Here is a 14,827-nt window from a genome sequence, read left to right on the forward strand (position 1 = left end):
ACCGGGAGCCTGCGGCTGACCTTTCAAGGAAGAGCAATCATGCGATCACTCAACATCATTCTTCTGTCGTCGGCGTTCAACGGCCTGACCCAGCGTGCCTGGCTGGAACTGCGTCAGGCCGGGCATTCACCCAGCGTGGTGCTATTCACCGACGAAACCGCCGTGTGCGAGCAGATCGAAAACAGCGGCGCTGACCTGGTGATCTGCCCGTTCCTCAAGGATCGCGTTCCCCACGCGCTGTGGAGCAATCCGCAGCGTCCGGTGGTAATCATCCACCCGGGCATCGTCGGCGATCGCGGCGCCAGCGCACTGGATTGGGCGATCATGCGCGAGCTGCCGTCCTGGGGCGTGACCGCCCTGCAAGCGGTAGAGGAAATGGACGCCGGCCCGGTCTGGGCCACCTGTGAATTCAACTTGCCAACGGGCCTTCGTAAATCCGAGCTGTACAACGGTCGGGGCAGCGACGCGGCGATCCGTTGCATCCGTGAAGTGGTGGAGAAATTCATCGACGGCTTCGAGCCGGTGGCGCTGGATTACAACGATCCGACAGTGCGCGGGCGCTTGCAGCCGAACATGAAACAGGACGACCGCACCTTCAGCTGGCACGACTGCTCACGCTTCATCAAGCGCTGCATCGATGCGGCGGACGGTCAGCCCGGCGTACTCGCCAGCCTCGCCGGCGGGCAGTATTACGTGTACGACGCGCACCTCGATCAGCGCACCGGCATGCCCGGCGAGATTCTCGCGGTACACGACGACGCGGTGTTGGTGGCGACCGGTGATCACAGCCTGTGGATCGGCTCGCTGCGACGCAAACCGCAACCGGGCGAAGAAACCTTCAAGCGTCCGGCGCGGCATGTGCTGGCCGGAAAACTGGCGCACGTGCCGGTGCTGGACTGGTCGATTGCCAACGCACCGTTCAGCGACGAGCCGTATCAGCCGATCCGTTATCGCGAGTCAGGCCGGGTCGGCGAGCTGACGCTGGAGTTCTACAACGGCGCGATGAGCACCGAGCAATGCCGGCGTATGGTCGAGGCGCTGCGTTGGGCCAAATCACGCGACACTCAGGTGCTGTTGATCAAGGGTGGACGCGGCAGTTTTTCCAATGGCGTGCATCTGAACGTGATCCAGGCCGCCGAAGATCCGGGTGCCGAAGCCTGGGCCAATATCCAGGCCATCGATGATGTGTGCGAAGAATTGCTCAGCGCGCGGCAACTGGTGGTCAGCGGGGTCACCGGCAATGCTGGCGCCGGCGGTGTGATGCTCGCCCTGGCGGCTGACATCGTGTTCGCCCGTGCTGACATCGTGCTCAACCCGCATTACAAGAGCATGGGCCTGTACGGCTCGGAATACTGGACTTACAGCCTGCCCCGCGCCGTCGGCCCGGCCATGGCGGAACAATTGACCCAGGCCTGCCTGCCGGTCAGCGCTGCGCAGGCGCTGCAACTGGGCATGGTTCAGGAAATCGGCCCGCGCTGCCCGGACGAGTTCTCGCTGTGGCTGCTGCAACGGGCCAACAGTGTGCTGAGCGATCCGACCTATGCAGCGGTGCGGGAGCGTAAGTTGCGGGTCGATCATGTGTTGATCCGTCAGTGTCGCGAGGCGGAGTTGCAGGAGATGCAGGAAGACATGCTGTACAACCGCAATCAGTTTGCCGAGAAGTGCCGCAACTTTGTGTACAAGCGAAAGACTTGCTGTACGCCGGCGCGGTTGGTGGAGGAATGGGCGCGGGTGGTTGAGACCGATCTGGTCAGTTGATCGGCGGTGCCTGTTTTTCCCCTCACCCTAGCCCTCTCCCCCAGGAGAGGGAACTGATCCGGGGATATTGACGAGATACATCGACTTGGAATATCTGCTTTGAATCCATAATCGACTCGGTCTTTCAGGTCGATGTATGGCGCAAGACAACTCGGTCGATCCCCTCTCCCTCGGGGAGAGGGCTAGGGTGAGGGCGCTTTTGCCTTACAATGCGCGCACCTCAACCACCGGCCCGCCCATGGACATCGATCTCGCCCGCACCTTTCTGGAAATCGTCCGCCACGGCAGCCTCGCCGCGGCGGCGGAAAAGCTGTTCGTCACGCAGACTGCAATCACCGCCCGGGTCCAGAAACTCGAAAGCCAGTTGGGCAGCACGCTGTTCGTGCGCAACCGTGCCGGTGCGCGGCTGACCGCCAACGGCGAGGCCTTCGTGGTCTACGCCAATCAACTCGTGCAGACCTGGGAAGCCGCACGCCGCGACCTGCCCTTGCCCGAGGGCTATCACAACGTGCTGCACATCGGTGGCGAGGTCAGCCTGTGCAACCCGTTGATGCTCAGTTGGGCCGCCGAATTGCGCGAGAAAATCCCCGGCCACGCCTTGCGCATGGACATCCGCGACGGCGAAAACCTGCTGCGCCAGCTCGAACTAGGCGTACTCGATGCCGCGCTGGTCTATCAACCGGAATACTGGCCAGGACTGCAGGTCGAGCAGGTGCTGGAAGAGAAACTGATTCTGGTGACCACGCCGGGCCGCCCTGCCCCTTACGTGTACATCGACTGGGGCCCGGACTTCCGCCGCCAGCACGACGCAGCCCTGCCGGAAAAAGCCAAGGCTGCGCTGAGCTTCAACCTCGGCCCGCTGGCCCTGCAATACATCCTCGAGAACGGCGGCAGCGGCTATTTCCGGACCCGGGTCGTGCGCACCTATCTGGAAAGCGGCGCGCTGGAGCCGGTGACCAAAGCCCCGGAATTCGGCTACCCGACCTACCTCGTCTACTCCCGTGACCGCGACTCGGCGATCCTGCAACAGGCGTTCGACCTGCTGCGTGAGGTGATCAGAGCCGATGACGACTGGTCGCAGCGCTGGAACCCGTTGAGCTGACGGCCGCTATGCACCGGAGCATGGCACTTGTGACCTGAAGGTTGGCCCTGCACAAACGGCGGGATCGGCTACGCTGCCGGGATAACGACAATATCCGCAGGTGACCGCAGTGAGGCAGACCACCGAGGCTTTTCGCAGCCGCTACCGTGCGGCGATCCATCCCCGCTACAACCCGTGGCTGCACGGCGCGTTCGTGCTGCTGTTCGGTGTGTTGGCCATCGGCGCGTTCTGGAGCAGCGTGCACCAGGTGCAACCGCTGGAATGGCTGACCGTGCCGCTGACTCTGCTGTTCTTCAATTTCGGCGTGTACATGGTGCACCGCCACCTCGGCCACCACAAAAAGAGCTTCGCCCGGATGTTCTATGCCCGGCATGCCGGCGATCATCACAGCTTCTTCACCCCCGGCCACATGACCTACGACGGCGCCCGCGACTGGCGGGTGATTCTGTTCCCGGCCTGGCTGATCGTGCTGCACACGCTGGCAATCACCCTGCCTCTGTGGTGGCTGTTTGCGCAGGTCAACAGCAACGTCGCCGGGCTGTTCGGCGGCTGCATGGTGTTCGGTTACCTGACCTATGAAGTGTTTCACGCCTGCGAGCATCTGCCGCCGCAGAACCCGCTGACCCGCCTGCCGTGGATCCGCCAGATGCGCCGTCTGCACGAGCTGCATCACCGTCGCGAGCGCATGCAGGAGCGCAATTTCAATATCGTTTTTCCGCTGATGGACTACCTGTTCGGCACCCTCTACTGGGAGCCGGAAACCGCCCCTCTGACCGATTCGAGAACGCCCATGACCCGCATGCAGCACACCGTCGACATTGCCGGCGATCCGATCGCCGTCCTCGCCTACGCCGCCACCGTCAGTCGCTGGCCGGAGTGGCATCCGTCTTCACTGAAGATCGACGGCCCCAGCGGTGCGCTACATGCCGGTGCGCGATTCGACGAGGACATTCACGCTGGCGGGCGTGAGGGGCATTTGCGCTGGGAGGTCACCGAATACCTGCCGGGCCGGCGCTGGTGTGCCCGGGCCCAGAGTGATCAGGGTCTGTCGTTGCGGCTGACCTATGAATGCTCGGCGCACAACGATGCCACTCGGTTTGTGCGAACCCTAGATTATCAGTTCGAGGGCATCGGCCTGCGCATTGCCAACCACTTGCTGCTCAAGCGTCGCATCGAGCGCGAATCGGCGGCTTCGATGCTGGCCCTGCGTGACATGGCGACCCGGCACCTCGCTCTCGCGGGAGCCCACGTGTGAGATGGCGTTATCTGCTGTTGCTGCTGATTGTCGGCGTTCTGGCCTTTTTGTTGTTGATGCCGACCAAGGTCGAGCCCGTGGCCTGGACACCGCAACCGGCGCCCTCGCTGACCGAAGGCCAGTACGCTGACAATCAGCGGCTCAAGGGTGCGGCGCAAGTCGGCCCGAGCAACATCGAAGGCCCGGAAGCGCTGCTGCTGGAAAACGATTTTTTGATCACCGGCCTGCACGACGGACGCCTGCTGCGCACCAGTCTCGATGGCCAACAGCGCAAGGTGCTGGCGGATACCGGCGGCCGGCCGCTGGGGCTGGCGCGGCATCCCAACGGTTTGCTGGTGATCGCCGACGGGGTCAAGGGTTTGCTGTCGCTCGACGCGCAGGGTCGGCTGGTGGCGCTGACCACCGAAGCGAATGGCCTGCCGTTCGGGTTTACCGATGACGTGGCCATCGACAAGTCCGGGCATTACGCCTACTTCAGCGATGCCTCGAGTCGCTGGGGTTACGGCCGCGATAGCGAAGCGATCATCGAGCACGGCGGCGACGGACGCCTGCTGCGTTATGACTTCCAGACCGGCAAGACCGTCGTGCTGCTCGACAAACTGGAGTTCGCCAACGGCGTGACGCTCGGCCCCGATGACGCCTATGTGCTGGTCAACGAAACCGGCGCCTACCGCATCAGCCGCTATTGGCTGACCGGGCCCAAGGCCGGCACCCATGACCTGTTCATCGACAACCTGCCGGGGCTACCGGACAACCTCGCGTTCAACGGCTGGGACCGTTTCTGGGTGGCGCTGTACACACCGCGCAATCCGCTGCTGGATCGCACGGCTGAACACCCGTTCGCACGCAAGATGATCGTGCGGGCCATGACTGTACTGCCCAAACCGGTGGAGAAGCGCGGGTTCGTGCTGGGCCTGGATCTGGACGGCAAAGTGATCGCCAATCTGCAGGATGCCAGCGCCGGCAATTACTCGCCGATCACCACGGTGCGCGAGTATGGCGAGTGGTTGTATTTCGGCTCGCTGAAGGCGACGCACATGGCGCGGCTGCCTCTCGAGGCAGCCTTGAAGTGAGGCGATGGCAGCCGGTCAGTTACTGGATCGATCGAACTTGTCCGGATCCTCATCCTCCGGCACTTCCTCGCTCTTGCGTTCCTCTTCAGGATTACGGACGGTGTGCGCCGGACTGTTCGGCTCGGGATGGGTGGGTACCGGGTCGAATGCACCCTGCTCTTCACTGGGGAATTTTGGATCTTTCATAAGGCACCTCGTTGAGAGTCGCAATGTGAAGACTCTGAACATTCGAGGTGCCGGTCGGGGCTGTCGTTCCAGTCGTTTCACCAGCGAGGGCCGGTGGCGCGACTGACGGTCAGGTTCGAGCCTGCAACTGCTCGACGATCTTGTCCTTGACCTGCAGGCGTTTCTCTTTGAGTTTCTTCAGGGTGTCGTCGCTCGGCGCATCCGAGGTCGCCGTCTCGGCCTTGACGACTTCGGCGTCCGCCTGGGAATACTTGTTGATCAGTGCATCCAGATGTGGATCCGCGGTGCGTCGCTGCTGGATTTCTTCCTTTGTCAGTTTCAAGTCCTGTAACAAATCATGGGTCACCGGCATGGAACACCTCCGTCAGTTGATCGGTAGCCAACGCGACCGATTGCGCTGGCCAGGTATCAGAATGGCCTCGGTTGACCGGTTCTGTCGACCACCTGTCAGACCAGCGGTGCCCGTTCGTCGCCCTGTCGCAAATGCGATAAAACCTTTGGTCGGCCAATTCCCTCCATTGAATAACGCTCACAAAAACCTGCGTGGAGAAACACCAATGGACGGATTCAAACTGCGTCATCTCTTTCTGGCCGTTGCGTTGAGCACCGGCATGGGCTCGGCTTTCGCCGCTACCGACAACGATTTTGTCGACAACGCAGCGGCCGGCGGCATCGCCGAAATCGAAACCAGTCGCCTGGCGCTGGAAAAAAGCCAATCCGCCGACATCAAAGCGTTTGCCAACATGATGATTACCGACCACGGCAAGGCCAACGATGAACTGGCGACGATTGCCAAGGCCAACGACATCGAGGTGCCGGACACCACGACCCTGGTCAAACAAGCCAAAGAAAAAATACTCGAAGTCCGTGATGAGTCGTTCGACGCCGCCTATGCCAACAATCAGGTGAAGGCTCACGAAGAAACCATCGAGCTGTTCAAGAAACAAGCCAACACCGTGACCGACGACAAAGTCAAAGGCGCCACCGAACTCAAAGCCTTTGCGCAGAAAATGCTGCCGGCACTGGAGAAACACCTGGCCCACGCCAAAGAGCTGCAGGCCAAACACTCCAGCAAGTAACCGCCAGATACGCAAAGAGGCCGCCTCCATTGGACGCGGCCTCTTTGCGTTGGGGCCTTGTTGCAGGCAAAAGATCAGCATTCCCGGCCACGCCGACTAGAGTTACCGGTGCGTTCCTTGCGGTAGATCAAAAATATCCTCGCGGGAACGAACAACTATTTCGAACGGCCAGGGTCATTCACTTCGCGCCGGTCATTTTCCGAAGAACCGGCCCCCAATTCGCAATGGAGCAACAGGCACATGGCAGCACTGCAGAACAGCACACTCGATGCGATGAAAAACAAACAGTCACAACTGCTGGGCGAATGGATCAACGGACTGCAAGCCAGCGGTGCTACCCGCAACCTCAAAGAACACGACATACAGCAACAGACCGGCGAATTCCTGCAACTGGTGGTCAGTGGCCTGGAAAACGACAGCGGCACCAACATCGCCGCGCCGGGCTGGGAAGGCATGCGCCAGTTCCTCGAAAAACTCTCCCATAGCCGGGCCCAGCTCGGTCAGGATTCGCAGCAGACTGCCAGCTTCATTTTCTCGCTCAAGGGCCCGCTGTTCGCCCTGCTGCAAAACCATTATCAGGACCAGCCCGCCCTGCTCGCCGAACAGCTTTGGGAAATCTCCGAACTGTTCGATGCTTTCGGCCTGTACACCATCCGCACCTTCCAGAAGTCCCGTGAAGCAGTGATCAAGCGCCAGCAGGAAGAACTGCTGGAGCTGTCGACCCCGGTGGTCAAACTGTGGGATGGCGTGCTCGCGCTGCCGATGATCGGCACCCTCGATTCGCAACGCACCCAAGTGGTGATGGAATCGCTGCTGCAACGCATCGTCGACACCGGTTCGGAAATCGCCATCATCGACATCACCGGCGTGCCGACCGTCGACACGCTGGTGGCCCAGCACCTGCTCAAGACCGTGACCGCGATCCGCCTGATGGGCGCCGATTGCATCATCAGCGGCGTGCGTCCGCAGATTGCCCAGACCATCGTCCATCTGGGCCTGGATCTGCAGGGTGTGGTCACCAAAGCCAATCTGGCCGACGCACTGAAGCTGGCCCTGACCCGTCTGGGCATCACCCTCACCAAGACGGTCTGAACAATGGAACGTATCCCGATTCTTCAGATGGGTGACTTCCTGCTGGTGACCATCCAGGTCGACATGCACGACCAGCTCGCCCTCACCCTGCAGGACGATCTGTCCGAGCGCATCAGCAAAACCTCGGCGCGCGGGGTGTTGATCGACATCTCGGCGCTGGACATGGTCGATTCGTTCATCGGCCGGATGATCGGCACCATTTCCGGCCTGTCGAAAATCATGGATGCCGAAACCATGCTCGTCGGCATGCAGCCGGCGGTCGCCATTACCCTGGTCGAGCTCGGTCTGTACCTGCCGGGCGTCAGCACCGCGCTGAACGTCGAGCGCGGCATGAAACTGCTGCAGGAACGAGTACGCCAGCAATGACCGTGCGCAGCAGCGGTACCCAACCGATCAACATCGAGCAGGATGTGGTGCTGGCGCGGCAAACGGCGCGCAAGCTGGCCACCGAGTGCGGCATGCGCCTGATCGACCTGACCAAACTGGTGACCGCCGTCAGTGAACTGGCGCGCAACACCATGGTGTATGGCGGTGGCGGAGACATGGACTGGCAGATCCTCGACGATAACCACAAGGTCGGTCTGCGCCTGACCTTTCGCGATGAGGGCCCGGGTATTCCCGACATCAAACTGGCAATGACCGACGGCTGGACCTCCGGCAGCGGTCTGGGCCTGGGCCTGACCGGGGCCAAGCGGCTGGTCGACGAATTCGAACTGGACACCGAGCCCGGCAAAGGCACGCGCATAACGATCACCCGATGGACATGAACATCAGCGGGACATTGACCCAGGTGTTGGTGATCGAGGACAGCAGCCAGATCGGCCATGCCCGGCGTACGGCCCAGCGTCTGGCCGAGCAACACGGTTTTGGCGAAAGCGATGCCGGCCGCGTCGCGCTGGTGGCCACGGAGCTGGCGAGCAATGTGCTCAAACATGCCGGGCACGGCGAATTGCACCTGCGTCTGTTACCGCGTCAGGGTGACGACGGCATCGAAATGATTGCGGTCGACCGTGCCCAGGGGTTTGATCTGGACGCGTGTCTGGCGGACGGCTTTTCCACCGGTGGCACTCAGGGCATCGGCCTCGGTGCAGTGGCACGCCAGGCGGATGTCTTCGATGTTTTTGCCGACCATCGCGGCGCAGTGCTGCTGGCTCGTCTGTACCCGCGCAGCGACCGGCAGGCGGATCTGCCGTATGGTGTCAGCCAACACTCGCTGCACGACGATCCGGCCTGCGGCGATGTCTGGCATCTGGCGACGCATGGCGCCGATGTCAGCGCTCTGATAGTCGACGGACTGGGCCATGGCGAGGACGCCGAGCGTGCGGCCCGTGCTGGAGAAAAGGCCTTTGCCCTGAATCCGTTCGGTGCGCCGACGCTGCTGATGGAAGACATGCACCGCGAGATGATCGGGAGTCGGGGCGGCGCGGTGGCATTCGCGCAGTTTCATGCCGACCGCGCCAGTCTGTCGTTCACCGGTGTCGGCAACATCGGTGCCAGCCTGATCGCCTCCGACAAGTCGCGCGGATTGGCCTCGCATCCGGGGATCGTCGGCGGCCAGTACCGAAAAGCCCAGCCCTTTGACTATGCTCACGTGAACGGACATCTATTGATCATGTACAGCGATGGCTTGCAGTCCCGTTGGAATCTACAAGACTACCCCGGTCTGGTGCATCGCCATCCCGCCGTGATAGCCACCGTCCTGCACCGCGATTTCTGTCGCGGGCGCGACGATGTAACGGTGCTGGTCGTTGCCCTGGAGGCCGCCCATGGCTGAGTCCCTGACACTGAGCAACGCCGAACAGGCCGCGTTGATCGCCCAGTTGCAGAGCGAAACGGCGGCACTGCGCGAAGAACTCGACGAAACCAATCAGGGCGTACTCGCGCTGTACGCCGAACTCGACACCCAGGCCGAACAACTGCGCCAGGCGTCCGACCTGAAAAGCCGCTTTCTGTCGTACATGAGCCACGAGTTCCGCACCCCGCTGGGCTCGATCCTGAGCATCAACAGCCTGCTGGCCGACGAACTCGACGGCCCGCTGAGCCCCGAGCAGCACAAGCAGGTGGCCTTCGTCAGCAGCGCCGCCCGGGAACTCAGCGACATGGTCGATGACCTGCTCGACCTGGCGAAGATCGAGGCCGGACGCATCAGCATTTCTCCGGCGTGGTTCGACATGTTCGATCTGTTCGCCGCACTTCGGGGGATGTTCCGGCCGATTGTCGACGCCACGGCGGTGGACCTGATTTTCGAGGAACCGGTGGGTTTGCCGCGCCTCTTCACCGATGACAAGAAGCTGGCGCAGATTCTGCGCAACTTCATTTCCAACTCGCTGAAATTCACCACCCGTGGCGAAGTCCGGGTCTCGGCACGCCTGGAAGGTCAGGACAAAGTGCGATTTGCGGTCAGCGACACCGGCATCGGTATCGCCCCCGAGCTGCACGGCACCTTGTTCGAAGACTTTTCTCAGGTCGACTCACCGCTGCAAAAACGCCTGCGCGGCACCGGCCTGGGCTTGTCGCTGTGCAAGCGCTTCGCCGAATTGCTCGGTGGCCAGGTCGGTGTCGAAAGTACGCCGGGCGTGGGTTCAAGCTTTTTCGTGATCATTCCGTTGGCGATTGCTGAGGAGAACGTCGATGAAACATGACATCCGTCTGTTGATCGTCGATGACAACGTTGCCACCCGCTACGCCTTGCGCCGACGCCTGGAGCGCCACGGTTACGAAGTGCTCGAGGCCGGTACCGGCGGCGAGGGGCTGACCCTGATCGCCAGTCAGTCGCTCGATGCGCTGATCCTCGACGTCAACCTGCCGGACATGAGCGGGTTCGACATCGTGCGTAAACTGCGCGCCGACCCGGGCACCGCCCTGCTCCCGGTGATCCACGTGTCAGCGGCGTCGATCCAGACCGGCGACATCATCACCGGCCTCGATGCCGGGGCCGATGCGTATCTGATTCACCCGGTCGATCCCGATGTGCTGCTGGCGACTTTGCGCACCCTGCTGCGGGTGCGCGACACGGAGAATGCCTTGCGCGAAAGCGAGGCGCGTTTTCGGGAGATCTTCGTCAACATCTCCGCGCCCATCGCGGTGCTCGACGCCGACCTGAAAGTCCACGAGTGCAACCAAGCCTTCTCGCAACTGATCCAGGACAACCGCGACCCGCAGACCCTCAGTGAATGCTTCGCCGAGGATCAAAGCGCGATCCTTGACGAGCTACGCTTGCGACTTGTGGACGGCGAACGCTGGAAAGGCACACTGAACATGCGTGTGCAGGGCGAGATCCGCGAAACCCAGTGGCAGATATCACCGTACCGCACGCCAGAGCTCAGCCTGGTGTTCGTCGAAGACGTCACCGAACACCGCCATCGTGAACGCTCGCACCTTGCGCGACTGGACGACACCACCACACAACTGGCCAAGGAAGTCGCCGATCGGGTACGCGCCGAATCGCAGCTGCTGCAAGTGCAGAAAATGGATGCGCTGGGCAAACTCACCGGCGGCATCGCCCATGACTTCAACAACTTGCTGACCGGGATCATCACCAGCCTCGAACTGATCCAGAAACGCGTCGCCGATGCGCGCCCGGACAAAGTCCAGTTCTACGCCGAAGCGGCTCTGAGTTCGGCGATGAGCGCGGCCTCGCTCACCCATCGCCTGCTGGCTTTTGCCCGCCAGCAACCGCTCGACACACGCCCGGTGGATATCAACGACCACGTGCGTTCGCTGGAAGATTTGCTGGTGCGCACCATCGGCGAACGCATCGCCCTCAAGCTCGAAATGACCACCAAACCTGCCATCGCGCTGGTCGATCCGATCCAGCTCGAAAGCGCAGTGCTCAATCTGGTGATCAATGCCCGGGACGCATTGCCACGGGGCGGCAATATCTGGGTCAGCACGTACGCGGCGTATTCCCACGGCGACCCGAACCTCGCCGATGGATCCTACGTGGCGCTATCGGTGCGCGATGACGGTACCGGCATCGAGCACAGCGTCATCGATAAGGTGTTCGAGCCGTTTTTCACCACCAAACCGCTGGGCCAGGGCACCGGGCTGGGGCTGTCGACGATCTACGGTTTCGCCCGCCAGTCCGGCGGTGATGCGCACATCCGCAGCGTGGCGCGGCGCGGCACCGAAGTGACGATCATGCTGCCGGCCACCAGTGATCCGAGCGCTGTCGATGTGGCCCCGGTGGTCATTGATCCGCTAGGCGCGGGCGAACATGTGTTGATCGTCGAAGACATGCCGGCCGTGCGGCTGTTCGTCACCGAGGTGCTGGAAGACGCCGGTTACCGCTGCACCCAGGTCGGCGACATCGAAACCGCGCTGGAGCGCTTGCAGAACGACCCGTCGATCAACCTGCTGCTGACCGACGTCGGTCTGCCGCGCATGACCGGCCGCGAACTGGCCGACGTTGCCCGGGGCTGGCGAGAAGGGTTGCCGATTCTGTTCATGACCGGTTACGCGGAAACGGCGATCAATCGCCAGGTGTTCCTCGGGGCCGGCATGGACATGCTGGTCAAGCCCTTCCAGATCAGTCATTTGCTGGACAAGGTACGCCGCACGCTCGACGGCACCTGACACACCGCCATCGCGGGCAAGCCCGCGATGAGGCCCGCCCAGGCGACTCAGTTATCGGTTCAAGGCACGGGCAAGAAACGGCGCAGTCCGGCTCTTCTTGCTCGCCGCCACTTTCTGCGGCGTCCCGGCCACGACGATCTTGCCGCCCTGATCCCCCGCACCCGGGCCGATGTCGATCACCCAGTCACTCTGCGCCACCACGCGCATTTCATGCTCGACCACGATCACCGTGTGCCCCGCCGTCACCAGCGCATCCAGCTGCTCCAGCAAGCGGTCAACGTCGCGCGGGTGCAACCCGGTGGTCGGTTCATCCAGCACATACAACGTCGCGCCACGCTGGCTGCGTTGCAGCTCGGTGGCCAGCTTGATCCGTTGGGCTTCGCCGCCGGACAGTTCGGTCGCCGGTTGCCCGAGGCGCAGATAACCGAGTCCGATATCACGCAGCACCTCCAGCGAACGGCGGATCGCCGGTTGCTCGGCAAACACCATCACTGCTTCGTCCACCGTCAGCTGCAGCACCTGCGCGATGCTCAAGCCCTGCCAAAGGATGGCCAGGGTCTCGGGGTTGTAACGCGCGCCATGGCAGGTCGGGCACGGCGCATAAACGCTGGGCATGAACAACAACTCGACACTGACAAACCCCTCGCCTTCGCAGGTCGGGCAGCGACCCTTGGCGACGTTGAAGGAAAACTGCCCGGCGTCGTAACCCGCCGCTTTCGCCTCGTCGGTCGCGGCGAACAACTTGCGCACGTTGTCGAATAGCCCGGTGTAGGTCGCCAGATTCGAACGCGGGGTGCGGCCGATGGGTTTCTGATCAACCTGCACCAGACGCTTGATCGACTCCAGCCCGGCGCTGACCTGGCCGGTACTGGCAGTCGGGGTATCGTCTTCCAGGTTGAGTTCTTCCGGCTCGGCGTCACTGACGCTGCGCCCGAGCTGCGCGCCGACCAGTTCCAGCAGCGCCTGGCTGACCAGACTGGATTTGCCCGAACCGGAAACACCGGTGACCGAGGTGAAACAGCCCAGGGGAAATTCGGCGCTGAGGTTATTCAGGTTGTTGCGGGTGACGCCGTCGAGCTTCAGCCAGCCCGATGGTTTACGCGCAGTGCGGGTCGAACGTTGCTGTTCGGCGAACAGATAGGCGCGGGTCTGCGAGTCCTCGATCGCGGCCAGCCCCGGCGGCGGGCCGCTGTAGAGAATCTGCCCGCCCTTTTCACCGGCCGCCGGGCCGACGTCGATCAGCCAGTCGGCGCGGCGCATGGTGTCCAGATCGTGCTCGACCACAAACACGCTGTTGCCGTCGGCCTTCAGACGCTGCAACGCTTCGAACAGGGCCTCGCCGTCGGCCGGGTGCAGGCCGGCGGAAGGTTCGTCGAGCACGTAGATCACACCGAACAATTGCGAGCCCAGTTGGGTGGCCAGCCGCAGTCGCTGCAACTCGCCGGACGACAGGGTCGGCGTGCTGCGCTCCAGCGCCAGATATCCGAGCCCGAGATCGGTCAGGGTGCTGACCCGGTCCAGCAAGTCCTCGGCAATGCGCTGCGCGGCCAGGCGTTTTTCCAGCGACAGGTTCGGCGTATGGCGCACGTCCGGCGCGTTGGCGTGGCCGCTGGCGCCATGGGCCACGCGCTGCTGGCGGGCTTCGCGGGTCTGGCTGTGGGACAGGGTTTCGCCGGCTTCATCGGCGTGTTCCAGCCAGCTCGGGTCCGCCACCGGTTTCAAGACTTCGGCGACTTGCAGCAACGGCATGCGCGACAACTCGCCGATGTCATGCCCGGCAAACGTTACCGACAACGCCTCGCGCTTGAGGCGCTTGCCATCGCACAACGGGCACAGGCTGCCGAGCATGAATTGCGACACGCGCTTCTTCATCAGCGCACTTTGCGAATGGGTGAAGGTGTGCAGGATGTAGCGCCGGGCGCCGGTGAAGGTGCCTTGATAACTCGGCTCCATCTTGCGCTTGAGGGCGACGCGGGTCTCTTCCGGCGTCAGCCCGGCGTACACCGGAACGGTCGGTGTTTCCTCGGTGAAGAGGATCCAGTCACGCTGTTTTTTCGGCAGCTTGCGCCAGGGAATATCGACGTCGATGCCCATGGTCACCAGGATGTCGCGCAGGTTCTGTCCCTGCCAGGCCAGCGGCCAGGAGGCCACGGCGCGCTGGCGGATGGTCAGATTCGGATCGGGCACCATCAGCGCTTCGGTGACTTCGTACACCCGCCCCAATCCATGGCACTGCGGGCAGGCGCCTTGCGGCGTATTCGGTGAGAAGTCCTCGGCGTAGAGCATCGGCTGCCCCGGCGGATAGCTGCCGGCGCGCGAGTACAGCATGCGGATCAGGCTCGACAGCGTGGTCACGCTGCCCACCGACGAGCGCGTGCTCGGCGTGCCGCGCTGTTGCTGCAGGGCCACGGCTGGTGGCAGGCCTTCGATGGAATCGACGTCCGGCACGCCGACCTGATCGATCAGCCGCCGCGCATAGGGCGCCACCGATTCGAAATAGCGCCGCTGGGCTTCGGCATACAGCGTTGAAAACGCCAGCGACGACTTGCCCGAACCCGACACCCCGGTGAACACCACCAGTGCATCGCGAGGAATGTCGACGTCCACGTTCTTCAGATTGTGTTCACGGGCACCGCGCACGCGAACCATGCCGGCGGCAGAACTGGAATTGCGTCTGGAAGTCATCGGCCAGCCTTGGTCAGGGGAT

At 62.7% G+C, this 14,827-nt stretch carries 14 protein-coding genes; 11 read left to right on the forward strand and 3 right to left on the reverse strand.

The genetic code is table 11. The annotated features are described in order from the left end of the window. The first annotated feature begins 39 nt into the window (after positions 1 to 39). From AC07XZ_RS22285 to AC07XZ_RS22300, 4 genes are all read left to right on the forward strand, one after another. Positions 40 to 1,758, forward strand: a complete 1,719-nt coding sequence (locus AC07XZ_RS22285) for a hydrogenase maturation protein (RefSeq protein WP_102687609.1) — start codon at positions 40 to 42, stop codon at positions 1,756 to 1,758. A gap of 238 nt (positions 1,759 to 1,996) precedes the next feature. After that, positions 1,997 to 2,860 (forward strand): LysR family transcriptional regulator, encoded by an 864-nt coding sequence (locus AC07XZ_RS22290; protein WP_085610473.1) that lies wholly within the window; start codon positions 1,997 to 1,999, stop codon positions 2,858 to 2,860. 109 nt (positions 2,861 to 2,969) lie between these two features. Beyond that, positions 2,970 to 4,115, forward strand: coding sequence for an SRPBCC family protein (locus tag AC07XZ_RS22295; RefSeq protein ID WP_102687608.1), 1,146 nt, complete (start codon positions 2,970 to 2,972; stop codon positions 4,113 to 4,115). After that, positions 4,112 to 5,188: an SMP-30/gluconolactonase/LRE family protein gene (locus tag AC07XZ_RS22300; protein WP_102687607.1), complete on the forward strand. Its 1,077-nt coding sequence runs from the start codon at positions 4,112 to 4,114 to the stop codon at positions 5,186 to 5,188. The genes AC07XZ_RS22295 and AC07XZ_RS22300 overlap by 4 nt, the downstream gene beginning before the upstream one ends. A gap of 15 nt (positions 5,189 to 5,203) precedes the next feature. Here the strand turns inward: AC07XZ_RS22300 and AC07XZ_RS22305 are convergent, their stop codons facing one another. Both AC07XZ_RS22305 and AC07XZ_RS22310 read right to left on the reverse strand, forming a co-directional pair. After that, positions 5,204 to 5,374, reverse strand: a complete 171-nt coding sequence (locus AC07XZ_RS22305; protein WP_007959467.1) for a hypothetical protein — start codon at positions 5,372 to 5,374, stop codon at positions 5,204 to 5,206. Positions 5,375 to 5,483: 109 nt separating this feature from the next. Next, on the reverse strand, positions 5,484 to 5,726 hold the full coding sequence (locus tag AC07XZ_RS22310) for an HP1242/YdcH family protein (RefSeq protein ID WP_007959466.1): 243 nt from the start codon (positions 5,724 to 5,726) through the stop codon (positions 5,484 to 5,486). A 205-nt stretch (positions 5,727 to 5,931) separates the two neighbouring features. Here AC07XZ_RS22310 and AC07XZ_RS22315 point away from each other — a divergent pair, with 205 nt between their 5' ends. The 7 genes from AC07XZ_RS22315 (at position 5,932) to AC07XZ_RS22345 (ending at position 12,120) form a co-directional block, all read left to right on the forward strand. Next, the gene (locus AC07XZ_RS22315; protein ID WP_102687606.1) at positions 5,932 to 6,453 is read left to right on the forward strand and encodes a DUF4142 domain-containing protein; all 522 of its coding nucleotides are present in this window, start codon (positions 5,932 to 5,934) and stop codon (positions 6,451 to 6,453) included. Between the two features lie 240 nt (positions 6,454 to 6,693). Beyond that, positions 6,694 to 7,545: an STAS domain-containing protein gene (locus AC07XZ_RS22320; protein WP_102687605.1), complete on the forward strand. Its 852-nt coding sequence runs from the start codon at positions 6,694 to 6,696 to the stop codon at positions 7,543 to 7,545. 3 nt (positions 7,546 to 7,548) lie between these two features. After that, a complete protein-coding gene (locus AC07XZ_RS22325) occupies positions 7,549 to 7,911 on the forward strand; it encodes an STAS domain-containing protein (protein WP_011334518.1) in 363 nt (120 codons plus the stop codon). Beyond that, entirely contained in the window at positions 7,908 to 8,312 is a 405-nt protein-coding gene (locus AC07XZ_RS22330) for an anti-sigma regulatory factor (protein ID WP_011334519.1), read from the forward strand. The genes AC07XZ_RS22325 and AC07XZ_RS22330 overlap by 4 nt, the downstream gene beginning before the upstream one ends. Further along, positions 8,309 to 9,319, forward strand: coding sequence for an ATP-binding protein (locus AC07XZ_RS22335; RefSeq protein ID WP_102687633.1), 1,011 nt, complete (start codon positions 8,309 to 8,311; stop codon positions 9,317 to 9,319). The genes AC07XZ_RS22330 and AC07XZ_RS22335 overlap by 4 nt, the downstream gene beginning before the upstream one ends. Continuing rightward, positions 9,312 to 10,187, forward strand: a complete 876-nt coding sequence (locus tag AC07XZ_RS22340) for a sensor histidine kinase (RefSeq protein WP_102687604.1) — start codon at positions 9,312 to 9,314, stop codon at positions 10,185 to 10,187. The genes AC07XZ_RS22335 and AC07XZ_RS22340 overlap by 8 nt, the downstream gene beginning before the upstream one ends. Further along, the gene (locus AC07XZ_RS22345; protein ID WP_102687603.1) at positions 10,177 to 12,120 is read left to right on the forward strand and encodes a PAS domain-containing hybrid sensor histidine kinase/response regulator; all 1,944 of its coding nucleotides are present in this window, start codon (positions 10,177 to 10,179) and stop codon (positions 12,118 to 12,120) included. Before AC07XZ_RS22340 ends, AC07XZ_RS22345 begins: the two co-directional genes overlap by 11 nt. A 51-nt stretch (positions 12,121 to 12,171) precedes the next feature. On the opposite strand, the gene AC07XZ_RS22350 is transcribed toward AC07XZ_RS22345, so the two are convergent. After that, a complete protein-coding gene (locus AC07XZ_RS22350) occupies positions 12,172 to 14,805 on the reverse strand; it encodes an excinuclease ABC subunit UvrA (protein WP_102687602.1) in 2,634 nt (877 codons plus the stop codon). Positions 14,806 to 14,827 lie beyond the last annotated feature (22 nt).

The organism is Pseudomonas sp. GW458-11-26-14-LB4 (assembly GCF_059423925.1).

Excerpts from the sequence above, each read along its gene's own strand:
- AC07XZ_RS22285 (WP_102687609.1), top strand. The coding sequence starts at position 40 with ATGCGATCACTCAACATCATTCTTCTGTCGTCGGCGTTCAACGGCCTG.
- AC07XZ_RS22290 (WP_085610473.1), top strand. The coding sequence starts at position 1,997 with ATGGACATCGATCTCGCCCGCACCTTTCTGGAAATCGTCCGCCACGGC.
- AC07XZ_RS22305 (WP_007959467.1), bottom strand. The coding sequence starts at position 5,374 with ATGAAAGATCCAAAATTCCCCAGTGAAGAGCAGGGTGCATTCGACCCG.
- AC07XZ_RS22310 (WP_007959466.1), bottom strand. The coding sequence starts at position 5,726 with ATGCCGGTGACCCATGATTTGTTACAGGACTTGAAACTGACAAAGGAA.
- AC07XZ_RS22315 (WP_102687606.1), top strand. The coding sequence starts at position 5,932 with ATGGACGGATTCAAACTGCGTCATCTCTTTCTGGCCGTTGCGTTGAGC.
- AC07XZ_RS22320 (WP_102687605.1), top strand. The coding sequence starts at position 6,694 with ATGGCAGCACTGCAGAACAGCACACTCGATGCGATGAAAAACAAACAG.
- AC07XZ_RS22325 (WP_011334518.1), top strand. The coding sequence starts at position 7,549 with ATGGAACGTATCCCGATTCTTCAGATGGGTGACTTCCTGCTGGTGACC.
- AC07XZ_RS22330 (WP_011334519.1), top strand. The coding sequence starts at position 7,908 with ATGACCGTGCGCAGCAGCGGTACCCAACCGATCAACATCGAGCAGGAT.
- AC07XZ_RS22335 (WP_102687633.1), top strand. The coding sequence starts at position 8,309 with ATGAACATCAGCGGGACATTGACCCAGGTGTTGGTGATCGAGGACAGC.
- AC07XZ_RS22340 (WP_102687604.1), top strand. The coding sequence starts at position 9,312 with ATGGCTGAGTCCCTGACACTGAGCAACGCCGAACAGGCCGCGTTGATC.
- AC07XZ_RS22345 (WP_102687603.1), top strand. The coding sequence starts at position 10,177 with ATGAAACATGACATCCGTCTGTTGATCGTCGATGACAACGTTGCCACC.
- AC07XZ_RS22350 (WP_102687602.1), bottom strand. The coding sequence starts at position 14,805 with ATGACTTCCAGACGCAATTCCAGTTCTGCCGCCGGCATGGTTCGCGTG.